This window comes from Priestia sp. SIMBA_032, from assembly GCF_046535215.1.
GTDB lineage: Bacteria > Bacillota > Bacilli > Bacillales > Bacillaceae_H > Priestia > Priestia aryabhattai.
In genome coordinates, this window is record NZ_JAWRXD010000001.1 from 137,147 (window position 1) to 155,427 (window position 18,281).

The following is an 18,281-nucleotide window of genomic DNA, read 5'->3' on the forward strand; positions in this document are numbered from 1 at the left end:
TTGTACATATGATAATGCATCAAAAACTAATAGACATATTGAAAACAAAAAAAACTACTAGTATGTGGGACAGTCTCGTCCCACATACTAGTAGTTTTTTAATTAAAAATCACTATATTCCTCTAAATCATCATCATCTAGTGACCCAGATAATTGCTCTAGATCTGCAATCTTACCTTCTTTGAAGGTTTGGTGGCTTTCTGAAGGTTTCTCTTCTATCTCCCCTTGTTTACTCACAAACCCGTTGGACTGAGCTAATTTCTTTAATTCCCGTAGTTCGGAATTGATATGTTCAAGAAGTTCTTCTGTTCTGTGTCCTAGTTCTACTTGATTAGAAGATGAACGATGAAGGTCACGAACAATTAAAGATGAAATATAATCCCCTAATTTTCGAGACTTTGCATATTTTGCAAGTATATCATAGACTTCATCACTCAACTGATTAGTTTTAATTGTAAAGGCGTTCTGACGCTCTGACATGGTTATCACCTACGCTGTTAGGATTTAACGGCTTTCTTCTCGGCTTGTTTCTTTTGAAGGTACCCCATGCTTCGGATTTCTAAGCCGAATAAATTCAAGTGACGACTATCCTCAGGCACTTTATGATATTTCTCTGTGCGTTCTTCGCCAATTTTTTCACGCATGCTATTCATAATAGCTATTTCTAGTGTAGGAGCGACACCCCCACAATATACGTATTTACGTAATTTATTCGCTGGCGGCGGAGCCACATCATTTAACTTAGCTAGTAAGATCTCTACATAATCTCTTAGAGAAGATTTGATTTGAGCTGTTAAATCAATGGATTGGCCTGTGTTTTCATTTTTCAGTTCAAACTTTTGTTTACTGTAGTTATCTAAAATAAATTGATCGAAAGCGCGTAAATCGGTAAACAACTCTGGGAATTTCTCTTTTCGTAACTTATCGATATGTGCTAAATAGGGAATACCCTCGATACTTTGGAACGATTCACGACTGTTCGCAGCCTTCAGCCCTTCAGGTAAGATTACAACATCAATGGATCCTCCACCGATATCGATCATTACGGTTTCACATTCCACATATTCATTAGCATCTTCACGGTTTTGAAGGGTTAGGTCTTTCTTTAACGCAAAACGTGCAATTTCACCTTCTTTTAAACAAACACTTTCTTTCACAGATACTTTTAATTCTTTTTCAAATCCTGGGGTATGGATATAAAACGTGTGATCACCTACAAAGCGATCTGCCATAGCCTTTTGCGCTTCTCCGAAAGTACTTTCTTTTTTTAGTAACCAGATTGGTAACATTGTAGAAAAATAGTCGATCTCAATGATGTTGTCCTTTTGATCTTTTGTATGTAACGCATGGTAATATGCAACGGCAGCTAAAAATGTTACGTATGGAATATGACTTGTAATTTTATTATGTAAACGATTGATGTGATTGTTTGCTAATTGTTGGCTGGCGGCACTGTCACCCACTAAGAAATAACGTTCTTTTTCTTCTTCTCCAATGATTGTAGATAGTAAGATACGCTTTTTAAATTCCTCTGGTGCTGTAACAGCATCTGTAAAGAATGAATCAGCAGCTTCTTTTTGGAGTTCTACTACGTTGGTTTGGAAATCAAATAGATATCCATCTATGATATTCATATCGACTGAGTTCCCACAGTCTTTATTAAAACGTGAAATTTTCATCTCTATACACCTCTTTTTTAGTTGAACTTCTGTTGAACTTATTATACAAAAGAAAAGGTAGATTTTCAATCCTTCAGTTCAACTGATTTATCATCAAAAACTTACACATATCAACATTTTTTTATCTAGTTGAACTTATTTCGAGGTCAGAAAAAACAGTGTCAGGAAAGTTTTTTTCGGGAATAAGAAAGTCGGAAGTAGAGATTCTGGTGAAAAAAGAGGTTGAGACAAAAGTATTTTAGATGAAGTGAAAAACGAACTATTGATCAAGATTTTCGATTAGTAGTTTGTTTTTTTATTAAGGTAAACGCGGACTTCATTTGTTTAGGTCTTTCTAGCAGTTGATTGAAGGGTAAGACAAATACTCCTGGTGGGAAAGCGGAATGTGTCAAGATAATACTTATATTCGTCAAGAGACTTAAAATATTGTTTGGTAGTATTAGATCACATAACTAAAATTGACATTAGGTTATATACCAAGTTCAGTGACGTATCGTAATGTATTCGAAAATGAAAAATCCTAAAAGTTCTATTAAACAAACTTTCCAGGCTCCTCCACATAAAAATCCACATAACCGCAGCTTGAACAAACATAAGGTATTAATTCACTGTAATCGTAATTATTATTTAATACGCTGCTCGGTGTTTTATTTACACCTACTGTACCAGGTGATGATTGAATACGGGCTTTGGTTAGAGCTGAATCACATTTAGAGCACTTTTTTCTTTGCATACATATCACCCTTTCTATTTCATAACATCATTCCTATTTTCTATAGTACATGCTTACTTGCTTTAAAATTAATAATTAGCCATATAACTTGAATAATCAAAGGGAAAATAAATGCGATTAGCAACACTATAAATGCGAACAATTTTAGCTCAGGTGTTTGGGTAACACCCGCTCCATCCACTTCTCTTGTCCAGACAACAACTGTGCCTACGACGAAAAGTATGATCCGAATTATATTAGCTATCCACCAGGAAATCCATCGCCTTTTCACATCGTCACTCCTTCCAATTTAAGCTGCATCTTTCTTTTTTAATTCCCAGATAAGAGCAATAGTAGAAATAGCTCCACCTACGGCAAAGAGATAAGAAGAAAACGGTATTGTTTCATGTATGAATAAACCTCTTATTCCATGAAAACACAGGACAATAGTGCTGATTAAACCAATCATAGGCCGAATATTTATATTAATCTTTTTCTCCTCCTTAAGGTTTTCCCTGCACCTGATCCTTTATCATAAGTCCAAATACAGCGAAGAAGTTTAATACAACCAGCAATCCATAATAAAAGCCAAGCCCTTCAAAAAATAAAGAAAGAATGGGAAATATTATAGTTTCAAAGCCAAACAACATAATAATAAGTCCAATTCCTTTAGCGAGCTGCTTTTCATCCTTAGGTGTAAATATCTTTCCATATCCAGCGATAAAATTAGTATTACCTTTTTTCCATACAAGTTGCCCAATGTAAATGATTAAACAGCTTACTAGACTTATAAATAATAATTTCAACATCAGACATTACACCTTCTTTTTATACTTTAATTTAACATATGAAGTACATTTTACCATAAACAACAAACGAATATTATGTATTAAAGGTGGATTCACAAAATACAACAATGTAAAATATATACATAATAATTTTGGAGATTTTTGTTTGTTAAGCTTATGCTTAGAGATGGGTGAGTAAGCTGCCTTAATGAATGTGTGCATAAAGGAAGCCCCATTTATGGAGTATAAAACGCGGTAATTTAGCAAGTTGATAGGAGACTATAAATGGATATCTTAATTAAACAAGAACTCACTGAAGAATATAATAAAACTGAAAAAGTTGTGAAAAGCGCCTTTTTAAATGAAGAATACAGCGATAAGAAAGAACATTTACTTGTGAAACGAATTAGAAAGTCAGATGAATTTATTCCCGAACTTTCACTAGTCGCATTAAATCAGAATGCAGCAGATATTATAGGCCATATTCTTCTATCTAAAATAACAATTATAGATGGTGATAACGCTACCGTTTCTCTAGCACTTGCTCCAGTTTCAGTTGCGCCTCAGTATCAAAAACAAGGATCTGGGAGCCAACTAATACACGCTGCGTTAAAACGCGCAAAAGAGCTTGGTTATCATTCAGTAATTGTTTTAGGGCACAAAGATTACTATCCTAAGTTTGGATTTAAACCAGCTAGCTCATGGAATATATGTGCTCCATTTGACGTGCCTGAAGAATTTTTTATGGCCATAGAGTTAACAGAAGGATCTCTAAAAAATGTGCAAGGTGTTGTACATTACTCAAAAGCTTTTTCAGAGTAAGCACTAACTGATTAATTAGATTTTACGTAAAGGCTGCCTGGAAAATAATTTTATAGTATTTTCTACGGACAGCCTTTTTTTATTTGCCTGATATTATTAAAGCGGTGGGTTTTTCACACCTAAATGAACCCAATCTTCTTTTGGAGGTCCATAAACTCCAGCAGGTTTTAGACCTGCTTGACGCATAAGAATGGTAATCTGACCTCGGTGATGAACAATATGCTTGATTAGTCCCATTAAGATTGTGGCATTTGATTGGGTTCTTCCGAACGCTTCTTGCGTATGTTCTAAAGATTCATCTGTCCATTGCTGTTCGATAATTTTAGCAGCATGAGAACTTACATTTTTAAAGGTTATAGCGATTTCCTGTGCTGAAGATGGAACGCTTGCTGTACTTTCTATTCTATCTATGCTCAGTCCAAATTCAGTTAGATAATCTGGAATATTTGTTGTAAAATGCCAAGCAATCCTTCCTAACGTACGTCCTTCAGGGTAAACTTGTTGTTTCAACGAATCATCTGTTAAGCTATCCAAAACTTTTTGAGTTAGCATGGCTTCGCTGTTCCATTCTTTGATAAAATCTGAAATGGTATTATACATGTAAAAGACCTCCCAATATAAATCTAATCTAAATTAACACTTAAATAATATCATAGAAAAAACCAGTTGTTCAGAGATACTTGATCCAGGTGAAGACATTGTTCTTCCTTTATTAAAAATAGGCCATAATGGTACGGCTATTGATGTGGAAGGCCTAGCATTATTTAATGACAGAAAATTAGCAGGAACTCTATCTCGAGAAGAATCCACACTTTTTCTTTTACTAAATAATAAGAGAGGAAAATATGCGCGTTTTACAAAAAACATAAACGATAATAAGTCCAAGATGACAAATTTTATTTCTCTGAATGTTGATAATATGAGACGTAAACTAGATGTTTCAGTAAATAATGATGGAGACGTTTCTGTAAATCTAAACCTACGCTTAGATTTAGCAGTAGAAGAATTCCCTATAGGAAACGTACCTAAGAAACTTAATCAACTAAATGAAGAACTCTCAAAAAGCTTCACTAGTGAAGCAGGAGAAGTAATCCACAAATTGCAAGTAGCTAATTGTGATGCGTTTGGCATCGGAAGGCGACTAATTGCTTTTCATCATGGATCCTGGTTGAAAAAGGATAAAGCAAGCTATTTTAAAAACGTAAAGTTTAAATCCAAAGTAGAGGTAGAGATTGTCCGGTATGGCATTGTTAAATAAATTAACAAAATTGAGAGAATAACGATGTAACACTGAGTTGAATTCGTTCTTTTGATAATAAGCCTCTTAAATAGGAGGCTTATTCATATTCATACCAGAAGTCAAAAAGGAAAACATATTACGTAATCATCTACCGATCTCTTACTGCAGTAAGGGTTCTTTGTTATTTTTCGATTAGACAGGCAAACTTACCGAAGTAGCTACATAGTGTCTAAAGAATCTTAGCAGATCGTTCAATTTAACTTGTAGATTATCTCGTAATTATATCTAATTCAAACTCAAATGTTTTTTTGCAAAAACCAATTAATCATGGTATTTTTTTTTGTTTAAGGTCTCCTCTCTCATTTTATTTATCTTTATAATCGAATCGAAAATTCCATAAGCATAGGTTTGAGATCATCCTCGTTAGGATAAAAGTAAATAAACTATTTCACCTATAGGAGGAGATGTATATGGATTTATATGGTCGGAACAGGGAGGTATTAAAATGACAGAGTCCAGAAAGAAATCCCCCCATCCTCAAGAGACCAAAAGAAGGGATCATGCTGAGCAATATCCTACGGAGAATAAAACTCTATTTGATCAATTTAAAACTGAAGAGACAGTTGATCCAATACCAACTGAAGAGTTAAAGATAGAAAAGCAAGATGAAAGAAATAAGAAGAAAACTAAAAATGAATCCTCCACTCAAAATAAATATAAGAGAAATTAATAGCATGAAAAAGTAGATATTTTAATTGATTATTACACTAAGTTATTAAAAAGTACTTGAAAGGAGTGGTAAGAATGGAAAAAACAGAACTACAGCCGGTTTTTGTTTACTTACATCCAGATGTATTAGCGCAAGGTGGTATTTATTTTATCGGACTAAATAAACGAGACAGGGAGCTTCCTCCAGCGAGTATTGAACATTTACGTTTAGATATGGCTAAACAATATTTCCCTTGGGATCCTGAGGCTCATCTTGTTGTAGAAGAAGGAAGGTTCCAATGGGATGATGTAAAAAGAGACTATATAGAAATCGTCGCCTAATAAAAATCTCGACATGGTAAAATGTCGAGATTTTTCATTTATATAGTTTATGGATGAAGTCCAGTATTTTGAGCAAACTACTTAAGATGCAATAGTGCATTATCAACATAACATCTATATTTCAACGACTAGGAGAACTACTGTACAAGAGCAGTAGTTTTTTTCTATTTTTTTACTGTATATTATATGGAAAGATAGTCAACATAATGTAGTTTATCGGTAATAGCCCAAATAACTCCGTTCGAATAAATCGGAACAGAGCTATTATAGGTATGAAAATTTCCTGATTAATTACAGCATTTTATATATTTCAATAAGATTCTTATCTGGATCCCGAAAATGTGCAATACGGGATCGCCACTCTTTACGATCATGTGGTTCAGTAACAAATTCAATCCCATTTCCTCTTAAATGAGCATAGGTCTTATCAACGTCTTCTACTTCAAATTGAAGTAAAAAATTTGATGGGGATTCTCCATCTAAAGACTTATTTTCCTTTCCAATTACTTCTGACATGGCCTTTTGAGATAAAAGCTCGATTTTCGTTTCCCCGTTATTGAAAAGTGCATACTCCATTTCTTCCTCACACCAACTTATTGGAATTCCTAATAAATCTTTATAGAATTCAACGCTCTTTTTAAAATCCTTAACTAATAGTCTGATTTGTAGCAGCTTCAATTCAATCCCCTCCCCATGATATAGTTCTCTTTATTTATCAAAAGACCTTCGTGTTTTCTCATCCTTGTACTCTGCCCGTTTTTAGTTAACCTAATAGAAATTATAGATAGTTAATTTTAAAGTTATCTGTATATGAATCTACAAACCTGGCCAGACTAATAACGTATTCCCCCTATTCCAGTAAATTTGAAAATCCTCTGCCTACATGGGCAAAGGATTCTTTTTGTATACGATAAACTTAGTTCTTTCATTAAGGAAAGTAGTTTAGATTACTTTTTCTACCTTTAGATACCGTCCCACTTTTCTTTTTATTCGTTGAATAGCATTATCAATAGACTTTTCAGACATACTTAATGCTTTGGAAATTTCTATATATGAATAGTCGTTTGTATATAAAGCCCATACTCTTTGCTCTAATTTACTAAGTAATTCGGCTATTTTTTGTTTCTTTTCTTCGAATTCTTCTTGATTGATAAGTAATAATTCTGGATTTGTTGTATTTTTTTCGGCTATCATATCTAGAATCATATAAGCTGATTCTTGATTAGATAAAGGCTTGTATAGGGAAACATAGGCATTTAGAGGTCCATGTTTTTGACGAGCAGCTGCTTTAACCGCGGTGAACATCTGTCTCTTAATACAGAGCTCGGCAAATGTTTTAAAAGATGACATTTTATCACCTTTAAAATTACGAATGGCCTTATATAGACCAACCATTCCTTCTTGAACAAGATCTTCTTTATCGGCCCCTCTTAAAAAATAGGTTGATGTCTTCGCTTGAACGTTCCCCCGATATTTTTTAATTAAAAAGTTTAATGCCTCTTCGTTCCCATAATGAATTAGGTTGATCAGATCTTCATCGTTATATCTATCGTAATTTTCTATTAATTCAGTTTCGATAATTGTACTCACTTATATCCCTCCGCTAATCTTAGGTGAATTTTAAAAGTATTCTTGGAATAGCAAGCCTAATTCTTTTAAGAATATCTTAGTCAGTAAAAAAGTTTTGTAAGACAAAAAACGCCTATTATAGCCTGGCGCTTTTCTATATTCCTTTGATTTTTGGTTATTATTTCTCCATCCCTCTAAAGTATAAGAAGCTAGAGATAAAAATGTTGTCGAACCTTGGTGATTCTTTTAAAAATCTAATCTTTTGTCCTTTACAATGATGTATAAGATAAATAAAAATCCTTCTCTAATATAAGGGAGGAATTGTTAATTTATTAATTGTTTATAACATTAAATAACATTTTCGAAGTTATAAATGAAATAGGCAATGTCATAACAGTAGTTAAAAATGTAGAGTTCACATAATGAGATTTATTGAAAAATAAGTGTCAGTATGTGTCGAATGGGTAATATAAAAGAAATAACATCAGGAGAGGAGGACATGCTGGATAACTATGAAAGTTCCCTATTCCATAGGGAGGTTAAAGTTCTCATCGCAGATTATAATAAGTGTAAAGATTTAGACATTAAAAATGAATTATATCATCAGATAATCCTTCTAAAAAAAGCGCTTAAATATAAACGAAATAAAGTCTCGAGATGATATAGGCTATCTATTATTGAGAAAAACGATTTATCTCTCAAATCAAATTGTTTTTCTCTTTTTTATATAAATAGACTTTTAACCTTTCAAACGAAATAAGAAAATAATAAATATGGATAAACTATCTTCTATAATATGCCTAGTCGTCAAGATGATATTTAACTTGTTTCTAGTTTATATAAAAGGTGTATGGGGAATTAATTGTATACAAGTTTTTAATAGAGGAAACATTTTGATTCAGTCACTATTTTTTGAATACTATAGTACCTTGTTACTACATATAGAAGTTTTCTCCAGAGTTTCTCCTAACTGAGGGGAAAATCTTTGTATAAGAATAGGTAGACTTAGTTTCTTTTCGTATTTTCGTAAAGGTATAAATCCAACTTATTCTTTTAAGAAAGAAAGGATTTTTAATGAAAATATTGTGAATGTTAATTATTCATGAAATTAATGGATGGATCGCTGGTTTGATTATAGGAAATGATGGTCCCCTTTTTAGTTTGTTATAATGAAGGTATATATAATATGAGGGGCAGAGGATTTAATATGATACTTATTAAAAACAGTGAAGAGGTAATAAGAGAAGCAAAATATCAACTTCACCTAACTATGGATGATTATCAAACCAAAATTATCTCTATTTTTGATAATCAACGTATTCTAATGAATCAACGAATTAGATTAATGATTCTCCTGTCGGATATAAAAGAGCAGGCTGTATTGATTGGAAAGCATTCTGCAGCCAAAGGGAAATTAGAATATGACGAACAGGATCAATTAATTGCAGAAGTTATAGATGAAGTTCCTTTTCAGTACAGCAAAGAGACAGTAACCGATCTAGAAAATAACATCCAAATTAGTAAGAGAGAAATCGAAGAGCTAGCAAAAGAGTGCGAATTAGATATTGAAGAAACCATTAACCTTAAAGCTCTTTTACTTAATTTAAAAGTATCTAGTTACATAAATGGGCACTATGAAATGTATGTAAAAGATAATACATTATCTGGAAAAAGAACCTAGAATGTCAGGATAAAAAGAATAAAGCTTTGTATATAAGTGAAACTGATTGAGGTGTGGTGAGATATGAGTGCTCAAATATAAGATATATATGTAACAGAAAAAATACTGTACAGAAGCAGTACCTTTTCTATGTTTATGCTTTATACCCCATATATTTTTAGTTACTATATTGTGGTTTATCGAAAAGAAAGATGTTATAGAGAATTTATGATATAATTTAGATGTACTATACAACTAAATAAAGAATATAAGTAACTTACCATTTCATCAATATCAATATACTTTTTACCATGTTTAGTCCTCTAATCCTCATCTATTAGAGGACTTTTACTTTTTTAGATAAAAGGAGGAAAACCTTTGCAATATATACAACAAGAAGAATTACATGCTATCAGAGAAATCGTTTTACAACGAAAAGAAGAGCTAGCTGAGAATAAAAGAGAAGATCTTGCAGAGTCTCATAATATCTATACCGAATTAACAACTTTTCGTATTGAACTCCTTACCACTTATGCCGATTCTCTTTTGATGGAAAAAGAGGCAGCAAATGAAGTCATACAACATTGGGGGAACAATATGGCTAATTTATTAGTTAGTCGCGGACTTCCATTAAACCTAGCTTTACAGGAGATTAGCTATTATCGAGATGTAATCGGGGAAATAATAAAAGAAGAAGCAAAGAACAATGATTTTTCTCTTGATGCTTTTTATCGAGTCATTTCTCACTTTAATACTATTGTAGATAATGCTATCCAATTTGTAAGTAAATCCTACGTAAAGGATTACACCGAGAAAATAAATTATGCGCAATATGCGATTGATGAACTATCTGTTCCTGTGGTTCGTATGACAGAAGAAATAGGCATCCTCCCTTTAGTTGGTGATTTAGATACCAAACGGGCACAATATTTGATGGAGAGTGCTTTAGAAAAAGGAAGTCAGTACAAGCTAAAATGGCTTATTATTGACCTATCAGCTGTGCCCATTATTGATACCATGGTAGCAAATCAACTTTTTAAAGTGATAGCTAGGCTACAGTTATTAGGAATTGAAGTCGTAATCAGTGGGATACGTCCAGAAATTGCTCAAACCATGGTGAGCTTAGGAATAAAGATTGAGGAAATCAAAAGTTTTTCTAGCTTACATCAAGCTGTTCAATATACGAATTCATTTATAGAATCTTTAATGTAAATATCTCCTTAAATAATGAACAAACTATTAAAGACGCCGTGAGGCATCACACCAAATTTTCTATTCTAAAGAGAAGAAACCTACTGTACAGGAGCAGTAGGTTTCTTCTCTTTTAATTTATATATAAATATCCACTCGTAATTAACATAAATTTTATCAGTAATACAGCAAAATAACTCTAGGGTTATCTAAGTAATCGTTGCTAAGATAGAATAGACCTTATTTAATTTTTGAGTACGAATTTATTTTTACAAACTTATCTGCATTTCCACGTGTAGAAAAAAATTCTCTATTCTTTCTATAATCGGTTCTGTTCTAAGTATTCTTTTAAAGTTTGCTGTAACGTTCCTTTTGCTTCTGCCTTATCCTCAAAAGAGATTCCTGAGTGAATCATTGTTCGCACCAAGTCAGCACGTAAACCTGTGAGAATAGCTTTACTTCCCATCATCGAAATGCCGGTTAATATTTTTTGAAAATGGTCAATGACATGCATCTCCATGTTGGCAATTCCAGACAGGTCCATAATTAATGTTTGAATCTTTAAATCTGAGATGCCTATCAATACTTTCTCCTCAATCGTTTGAATACGATTGAGGTCAATCATGCCGATCAACGGTAATACAGCTACAGATTGGCTAAGTGGTATAATGGGCACCGATAGATTTTCGACTAAGTCCCTTTGGGAGGCAATTAATTCATCTTTATACTTGGAATAACTAATGAGAAAAGTGTTAAGAAATTGATCAATCCTATCATTAATTCGCTTCTCTAAGGCATAGAATTCTTCACGGCTATTAAATTGGTTATTTATTTGATCATATTGATAGAGAAAATGCCATACTGTTCGCCTAATGGCCTGTACCCATTCTAATTTGAAGGCAAGAGTTAAGGCGTGCTCTGCCCAAGCTATCCCTTCTTGTTGAGCGAAAGCAATGAGCTCTTCCTCTTTTTGCTCTACGACATATAGAGATAGCTTTTGAGCATTTTTCAAAAGATCAATATTTCCAGTTTCTAAAATGTCATTAATCTTAGAAGCCACATTAACCGCCTCTGATAAGAGCTTATCCTGGAAGTTCTGTTTGTTGTCTTTAATAAAATCGGTCATTTTTTCTCTTTTGTTGTAAATAATATCCATTTTAAATACACCCCTTATTCGGTTCTAGGTTATAGTTTCTTTAAATGAATTTTTGTCTACTTTTGTTTTCATTTTTTGTATATAAAGAAAGGTCCTCATTCTTTGTACTATCCCCTATAGATATATTTTTAGGTAAAAACCAACAAATTTTTTATAATAAATCTTTAAACCTCGATATATCTATAATTATGAGCTTTTTTTACATGAGAAAAGTTTAATTAAGGTTATTTTAACTAGACGATAGCTGTTCAGATAGCCCATCAAAGATAGTCTGAGTTTATTTTTCCTTCAACACGTCAACTTTCTCTTAAGCAATAAGGATATAACTTTATAAATGATTAATGAGGAGTGAATCCTTTATAGAGTAAAGGATTCACCCCTGATCTAGGATTGTAAAATCGCATTTTATATCACGCTTTACTACTTAGTTGTAAATATTTCTTATCCTCCTTGACACTGTTCTCTTCTCAGTAAGATTCTTTTTTATTTTACCTCAAAAAACATATATTTCATATATATCTTAAAGGGGTAAATTATTCCTCAACCTTATAAAACTGTAAATTATATAAACCATATTACAGTAATAAAGATTATATACATTTTTTTATGTGTAAATACCTTATTCCATATAAGATAATTATCTTATATGAGATTTCTCACCTCATATATTAGGTCCTTGAAATCTATTTCAAGGGCTTTTTTTGTTGGAGCTTCATCATCATATATTAGATATATGAATAATTTTCTTCTCTTTATATAAACTAACGACGCTACATAATGAAAATTATTAGTGATCAATTACTCCTTAAAAGCTTTTTAAAATAGTTATGCTCCCTTCGCGAACATTAATTTTTATGGAGGTGATTGTAATGACTAATAACCAACAATCAAACAAAACTTCTGCAGGAACAAACGCTGCAAAAGTAAAACAACAAAATGCTGCATCTGCATCTAACAAATTTGGAACAGAATTCGCTAGTGAAACAGATGTACAAGCAGTAAAGCAACAAAACGCTCAGGCAGAAGCTTAAAAAAATCAAAACTCTGGGCAATAATAAAGAAAAGTTTTGAGCAAACTACATGAGACGCCATGAGGCTTCATAAGATCATTCTCTATTCCTTACGAGGACAGAAAAGCCAGTGATTTTTCTGTTTTTAGAAATGAATATTTTTTGCTCTTTTGAACAAACTACTCAAGATGTATAAAATCATCACAACTAACTTCTAATTATGTCACGAAAAAAACTACTGGTGCCGGATGAACTGGTAGTTTTTTCTATTTTTTGAATGTATATTATATGGAAAGATAGTCCATATAATGTGCCTTCTAGGTAACAGAAGAAACTTATAGAATTTTCTATAGGTTTCTTTAACTATCTTGGCTATTAAGTTAGCTTAAAAGAAATCATTTACCATTATGATGTTGATTGGGATTATACATTCCGTTTTGAACCATATAATATTCTATCACTTGGTCTAACCATTTTTCTTCTTTCTCTGTATAAGGTGATGCCATCATACTTTGAAAATCTTCTATTTCCTCGTCCTCTAATTTTCCAAAAGCATGCATAGCTTCTTCACCAACATATTTAAGAGATGCCTGCAGATGTTTATTGGCCAACTCTCGTACTTCTGGATCATGAACTGGCCTTCCAACCAACCTTTTCACTTCTCTCGCTAAATTAATGAATTCTTTACTTAAGGATAAATTCTTCTCATCAGATTTATTGTAAATCTTATCTGCAATTTCTTTAGACGTGAAATGTTCAAGCCATGTACGTTGATCTTGTTCATTTTGAATGTTGTTAATCAAACTAATTAATATTTCACTTGGAGCATCCTCTTGACTATCTAACAATGAAACCGTCTGATTAATTGCCTTCAGTACCTTATCTAAATGCTCCTTTTTCTTCTCAAATGCTTTTTGCTGTTGAATTAAAGTATCCTGTAAGTTTAAGTTGAGACTTGTATTCGTCAGCATTAATCCTATTTCTTCTAGGTTATAACCTAAGAATTTTAATGCTACGATTTTTTGAAATTTTACTATATGTTCCTCTCCATATAGTCGATGACCGGAATTAAGGTCTTTTTGAGCTTTAAGTAGCCCTATTTCGTCGTAATAATGCAGTGTTCTTATTGAAACGCCGGTTTTTTTAGAAAATTTACCAATTGAGAAACTAAAATCATTACACAACTTATATAACCTCCTTACAATCTATTATTAATCTAATTAATTTCATCATAATACCTAACGTAACTGGAGGTTCAAGCGTTAATTTTAAAAATTTGAGTTTTGTATATAAGAATAAACTTAGTTAACATAAAACGTATTTCTAGGTAGCAAAAAAGCCTTTATACTGATAATAAAGGCTTTTTTGCTATTCTTTATATTTCTAAGTCACATACTAATTATGAGAAAAGATTTTCAACAAAGATAATCCATCCAGTAAGTACAATTAATACGGCACTAAGTATAGTGGTTAAAACACTTCTCACAGCTGATTTGAAATTATGAACTCCAAAGAAGCCTATAATACCAACTAAAAATACAACAATTGCTACATAAAAATTTAATCTTAATAATGATGGATGAGCAAAAGTTATGAAAGTTAGACAGACACTTAGCAATAAGAAAACGAATGACCAAAGGTTTATCGCTTTTGTCATCTAAATTTATCTCCTTTATCTATAAAATCTACTGTATTATCTCATATTTATAATCTACAAATCTAGTTACCATAATTCATATTATAGGAAGACAAAAATAAAAAGCCCTTATCATTAAGGGATTCTTATTTTTGGTATCTTCTAAAAGCTCTTTTCGAAGATTAAATCTCGAGATTCCTTCTAAAGGAAACATTAGTTGTATTAATTGATAAATTTTAAAGAAAAAACTTCTACGCTAGTTATTAGATGAGATTATATTACATATTAAACTAGCTAGTTTTTGGAATATTACTGATGAAATGGATTTTTCCATTGCATCAGTGTACCGTAATTACAGGATTCTTTATCTTCTAAATAGTTTGCTACTGCTCTAACTGGCGTTCGACCGCAATGAAGTAGAAATGTAATAACTGGGTCTTTTAACTGGCAGTCTAAAAGGGATGCTATATATTCTTCAGGTGTCATCTTATGCGCATATTTATAGTAACCAGGCATTCTTCCGCCACCTAATAAACGTTTAAGCCCTTTGTAAATAACTAGATCATACATAGCAGACATTAACCACTTACCTAAGCCTAGTTTTCGAAAAGAAGGGCTTATGCTAATATCTACAACATACAATGTATTTCCATTAGGATTATGATTTGTAATATATCCGTTACTCGTAACTTCTTCCCATGTATGATCAGGACTATCTAGATGGAAATCAATAAGCAGTCCAGTCATTGATCCAGCAATTTCTCCATTTACTTCCACACATAAAGCTCCTTCAGGAAAGAGAGAAACATGATTATCTAGTTGTTCTCTATTCCACCATAATTCAGAGGGAAATGGTGGAGGGAAACACTCTTGCTGGATACGGATTAACTCGGGAAAGTCCTTTCGTTCATAATTTCTGATTAATGCCGAAACAGGGCGGCCTTGTTCAAAAACAAAAAACTCTTTACGATACACAGTCATGCCTCCTCATACACGTGTAGGAATCTCTTCTTTAGTTTCCCAATCTGGATAAAGATCTGTTCTGCGGTCTCTCCATGTAGTAACAGATCCACTTTCACGAACCTGGTGTAACAGTTCTAAATTCAAATCAGTAGTCACAATCATATCTTGATTAATTTCTCCTTCTACCAAGAGACCTTGAGGAGGAAACGGTATATCGTTAGGTGTTATAACTGCAGCTTGACCAAAATTAGCTCGCATGAAATCAACAGTAGGTAGGGAACCAACTGTACCGGAGTTTACTACGTATACTTGATTTTCGATAGCTCTTGCATGGCTTGTATATCGAACGCGATGAAATCCGTGTCGGTCATCGGTACAGGAAGGACAGAAAATAACATCTGCACCTTTCGCCTTTGCCATGCGAACAATCTCAGGGAATTCAATGTCATAACACGTTAACATTGCAATAGTACCTTTGCTTGTCTCAAACACCTGTAGATTTTCACCAGGGGTCATATTCCATTCCTCTAACTCCGTTGGAGTCATATGAAGCTTTGCCTGTTCCGCCACTCTTCCATCTGGATAAAATAAGTGGGCTACATTATATAATTTGCTGCCTTTCCGAACAACATGAGTACCTGCAATAATGTGCGTGTTTGATTTGATAGCTAGATTTATGAACAATGAGCGATACTGCTCAGTAAAATCAGGTAAATCGTGAATTGTTAAAGCATTTCCTTGATAATCTCCAATAGACATAAGTTGTGTAGTGAAAAATTCAGGAAACATAATAAATTCTGTCCCAAATTCCTCTGCTGTTTTCACATAATGTTCTACTTGATAAGCAAATTCCTCAAAAGATTGTATTGTATGAAGATGATATTGAACTGCCGAGACTCTTAGTTTCATAGGTTGCTCCTTTCTTTTACATTCATATGACATTTTTTCTTGTTAAACTGATAATTTATATTTCGATTATTAATTAAATATAAACCTCCACAAGTGTATACTTTTGAATCATATAGCATGAAAAGTATAATGTATAGATGTTAAATATTTATGGTAGAAAAAGGTGAGTAAACTTGTGAAAAATTTATCGAATTTTGAGGTTCTGATACAAAAACTTCAACTAACTGTATCAAAGCTCTTTTTCATATATAAAATGGAGTAGAGTCCTTCTATAACTTACACTATGTAAATTTAATAACTTGCTATCGCCATGAGTATTGTATTACTTTTTATAGATTAACTGATACAAATTTTTTATGCCTTTTTCTTTTTGTTTTGTCACGTATTCTTTTAACTTATTGTCTATTTTTTTCCCGAATATAAGTACGAGGATAAGCAATAATATTGTTGAAAAGGTGAATATATCTATCTTAGATTTTTCAAGATAATTAAACACAGCTAAAATAGTTTGCGGTATGTAATCTACTATCAAAATAATCGATCCTGCAATCTTAAAATGTATGGATGAATTTATCCAATACCTTGCATATGCTGCATAAAAAGTTCCAATCCACGAAATTGTTTCTGAAAGAATAAGAATAAGCCACTTGTATTCCATTATTGATTCCCACATTTTTCTTTCCTTGGTCTTTTTAACTAGTTTACACAAAAGGTGTATTATAACCTAGTGAATTACTAAAAAAAGTTACAAATATAGGTTTAAACTATCGTTATTAGAGTATATTTTAGTATTTATATCCATATTCTTGAATTAAATAAGACTTTTTTTAGTTTATTTTACTTTATTCTCTATATTTCAAAGTTAAATAGAGTATATAATACTATTATTATGTTATTTATTTCTTTTTTAAGACATATTCCGACAATAATAACTTCTTAAAATAGGTATAATGTCTTTTATGAAAAGGGGGAATTTAATAATGAAATCAATAAAGAAGAAAATATTTGGTTTGTTAATTACTAGTACATTAACCTTAAAGGTTACCAAGTAGTGGCGAAAGAGTTTTGGAAAAACATTGATAAATTAGAATAGAAAGTTACAAATTTGTTATCTAAAGATTGCATAGCTAATGTGTTCTTTGAACAAACTACTTAAGAAGCTCATTAGCTTTCTACCCGAAATTTTTGGAACGGAAAAACCAACCTTTAGGACTCACAGGTTGGTTTTCTGCTTTTTAATATGGTATTTTAAGGTGAAATCACTCTTATTTTTAGTACACTTTATCAAGGTATTCTGATAAAGTGTCAACAGACATCATTCTCTCTTCTTTAATTGAATCTCTCTTACCTTTTGATGAAGATGTTCTGGCCACCATGCTCCACAATCATCCGATACAATGCAAGCAGCGCATGTCTTTAAATCATAAACCATCATCTCTTTAATTGGTGGAGAGTAGAGGTGAAGAGTGACGAGACTCGTACCTTCTGCACTATTCATCTTATGCACCCCTTTCTTAGGAGCAAAAAAAACTCTTCCTTCCCCCTGGTACTGGGAAAACAGCTCTTCCGGCATTTGCCTTTCTTTCACTTCATAAACGGTATTTATAGCTGTGCCATTCACCACTTGGATCCATCCATATGAATGACCGTGATCGTGAGGAGCACACTCTATTCCCGACCAATTCATAACAAGTAATTCTACTTCGTCATTTTGGTAGAGAAGCTTTCTGTAATATGGCTTATCTTCTGCCGACTGCAATAGTGGCCTTAACTCATCAAGATTTATATCTAACGCCAAAAGGGCTTCTCTCATTTCCAATTTGGTGGGAGAATTTAATTTATCTAAAATAAGCTTTACCTGTTCACTTAAGCTCATACGAACATTACCTCCTCGGG

The 18,281-nt window shown here is 32.6% G+C and carries 22 protein-coding genes; 7 read left to right on the forward strand and 15 right to left on the reverse strand.

All coding sequences use genetic code 11. From position 1 onward, the window contains the following. Positions 1–102 precede the first annotated feature (102 nt). The 5 genes from SB717_RS00695 to SB717_RS00715 form a co-directional block, all read right to left on the reverse strand. The gene (locus SB717_RS00695) at positions 103–480 is read right to left on the reverse strand and encodes a hypothetical protein (protein WP_074683053.1); all 378 of its coding nucleotides are present in this window, start codon (positions 478–480) and stop codon (positions 103–105) included. 17 nt (positions 481–497) lie between these two features. Further along, positions 498–1,679, reverse strand: coding sequence for an Alp7A family actin-like protein (locus tag SB717_RS00700; RefSeq protein ID WP_410902984.1), 1,182 nt, complete (start codon positions 1,677–1,679; stop codon positions 498–500). 532 nt (positions 1,680–2,211) lie between these two features. Continuing rightward, on the reverse strand, positions 2,212–2,412 hold the full coding sequence (locus SB717_RS00705; RefSeq protein WP_074683055.1) for a hypothetical protein: 201 nt from the start codon (positions 2,410–2,412) through the stop codon (positions 2,212–2,214). A gap of 40 nt (positions 2,413–2,452) precedes the next feature. Beyond that, positions 2,453–2,683, reverse strand: a complete 231-nt coding sequence (locus SB717_RS00710) for a DUF3923 family protein (RefSeq protein WP_410902985.1) — start codon at positions 2,681–2,683, stop codon at positions 2,453–2,455. 211 nt (positions 2,684–2,894) lie between these two features. Next, complete coding sequence (locus SB717_RS00715) at positions 2,895–3,200, reverse strand: hypothetical protein (RefSeq protein WP_098622317.1); 306 nt, start codon at positions 3,198–3,200, stop codon at positions 2,895–2,897. Positions 3,201–3,464: 264 nt separating this feature from the next. Between SB717_RS00715 and SB717_RS00720 the strand changes: the two genes are divergently transcribed. Further along, positions 3,465–4,001, forward strand: coding sequence for a GNAT family N-acetyltransferase (locus SB717_RS00720; protein ID WP_410902986.1), 537 nt, complete (start codon positions 3,465–3,467; stop codon positions 3,999–4,001). Positions 4,002–4,097: 96 nt separating this feature from the next. Here SB717_RS00720 and SB717_RS00725 read toward each other — a convergent pair whose 3' ends face one another. Beyond that, positions 4,098–4,601 (reverse strand): DinB family protein, encoded by a 504-nt coding sequence (locus SB717_RS00725; RefSeq protein WP_098622315.1) that lies wholly within the window; start codon positions 4,599–4,601, stop codon positions 4,098–4,100. Positions 4,602–4,746: 145 nt separating this feature from the next. Here SB717_RS00725 and SB717_RS00730 point away from each other — a divergent pair, with 145 nt between their 5' ends. The 3 genes from SB717_RS00730 (at position 4,747) to SB717_RS00740 (ending at position 6,291) form a co-directional block, all read left to right on the forward strand. After that, positions 4,747–5,259: a Ger(x)C family spore germination C-terminal domain-containing protein gene (locus SB717_RS00730; protein WP_410902987.1), complete on the forward strand. Its 513-nt coding sequence runs from the start codon at positions 4,747–4,749 to the stop codon at positions 5,257–5,259. A 487-nt stretch (positions 5,260–5,746) separates the two neighbouring features. Next, positions 5,747–5,971, forward strand: a complete 225-nt coding sequence (locus SB717_RS00735) for a hypothetical protein (protein WP_074683061.1) — start codon at positions 5,747–5,749, stop codon at positions 5,969–5,971. Positions 5,972–6,045: 74 nt separating this feature from the next. Beyond that, positions 6,046–6,291 carry a hypothetical protein gene (locus SB717_RS00740; protein WP_074683062.1) on the forward strand — a complete coding sequence of 82 codons (246 nt, stop codon included), beginning with the start codon at positions 6,046–6,048 and terminating at the stop codon, positions 6,289–6,291. A gap of 291 nt (positions 6,292–6,582) precedes the next feature. Here the strand turns inward: SB717_RS00740 and SB717_RS00745 are convergent, their stop codons facing one another. Next, entirely contained in the window at positions 6,583–6,969 is a 387-nt protein-coding gene (locus SB717_RS00745) for a VOC family protein (protein ID WP_074683063.1), read from the reverse strand. Positions 6,970–7,233: 264 nt separating this feature from the next. After that, entirely contained in the window at positions 7,234–7,881 is a 648-nt protein-coding gene (gene sigH, locus SB717_RS00750; protein ID WP_074683064.1) for an RNA polymerase sporulation sigma factor SigH, read from the reverse strand. A gap of 1,165 nt (positions 7,882–9,046) precedes the next feature. Here sigH and SB717_RS00755 point away from each other — a divergent pair. Together SB717_RS00755 and SB717_RS00760 are read left to right on the forward strand one after the other, a co-directional pair. Then, entirely contained in the window at positions 9,047–9,541 is a 495-nt protein-coding gene (locus tag SB717_RS00755; protein WP_410902988.1) for a hypothetical protein, read from the forward strand. A gap of 357 nt (positions 9,542–9,898) precedes the next feature. Further along, on the forward strand, positions 9,899–10,732 hold the full coding sequence (locus SB717_RS00760; RefSeq protein ID WP_410902989.1) for an STAS domain-containing protein: 834 nt from the start codon (positions 9,899–9,901) through the stop codon (positions 10,730–10,732). Positions 10,733–11,030: 298 nt separating this feature from the next. On the opposite strand, the gene SB717_RS00765 is transcribed toward SB717_RS00760, so the two are convergent. Then, positions 11,031–11,867: an STAS domain-containing protein gene (locus tag SB717_RS00765; protein ID WP_098622303.1), complete on the reverse strand. Its 837-nt coding sequence runs from the start codon at positions 11,865–11,867 to the stop codon at positions 11,031–11,033. Positions 11,868–12,736: 869 nt separating this feature from the next. Here SB717_RS00765 and SB717_RS00770 point away from each other — a divergent pair. Further along, positions 12,737–12,898, forward strand: a complete 162-nt coding sequence (locus SB717_RS00770; protein WP_074683068.1) for a gamma-type small acid-soluble spore protein — start codon at positions 12,737–12,739, stop codon at positions 12,896–12,898. A gap of 374 nt (positions 12,899–13,272) precedes the next feature. Here the strand turns inward: SB717_RS00770 and SB717_RS00775 are convergent, their stop codons facing one another. The 6 genes from SB717_RS00775 to SB717_RS00800 all read right to left on the reverse strand — a co-directional run bounded on the left by SB717_RS00775 (position 13,273) and on the right by SB717_RS00800 (position 18,261). Beyond that, positions 13,273–14,061, reverse strand: coding sequence for a MerR family transcriptional regulator (locus SB717_RS00775; RefSeq protein WP_410902990.1), 789 nt, complete (start codon positions 14,059–14,061; stop codon positions 13,273–13,275). A gap of 215 nt (positions 14,062–14,276) precedes the next feature. Continuing rightward, positions 14,277–14,534 carry a hypothetical protein gene (locus SB717_RS00780; RefSeq protein ID WP_074683070.1) on the reverse strand — a complete coding sequence of 86 codons (258 nt, stop codon included), beginning with the start codon at positions 14,532–14,534 and terminating at the stop codon, positions 14,277–14,279. A gap of 288 nt (positions 14,535–14,822) precedes the next feature. Next, the gene (locus SB717_RS00785; RefSeq protein ID WP_410902991.1) at positions 14,823–15,488 is read right to left on the reverse strand and encodes a GNAT family N-acetyltransferase; all 666 of its coding nucleotides are present in this window, start codon (positions 15,486–15,488) and stop codon (positions 14,823–14,825) included. Positions 15,489–15,500: 12 nt separating this feature from the next. Beyond that, on the reverse strand, positions 15,501–16,385 hold the full coding sequence (locus SB717_RS00790; RefSeq protein WP_098622299.1) for a carbon-nitrogen hydrolase family protein: 885 nt from the start codon (positions 16,383–16,385) through the stop codon (positions 15,501–15,503). Positions 16,386–16,707: 322 nt separating this feature from the next. After that, positions 16,708–17,058, reverse strand: a complete 351-nt coding sequence (locus SB717_RS00795; RefSeq protein WP_074683073.1) for a hypothetical protein — start codon at positions 17,056–17,058, stop codon at positions 16,708–16,710. A 642-nt stretch (positions 17,059–17,700) separates the two neighbouring features. Then, positions 17,701–18,261: a cysteine dioxygenase gene (locus tag SB717_RS00800; RefSeq protein WP_410902992.1), complete on the reverse strand. Its 561-nt coding sequence runs from the start codon at positions 18,259–18,261 to the stop codon at positions 17,701–17,703. Positions 18,262–18,281 lie beyond the last annotated feature (20 nt).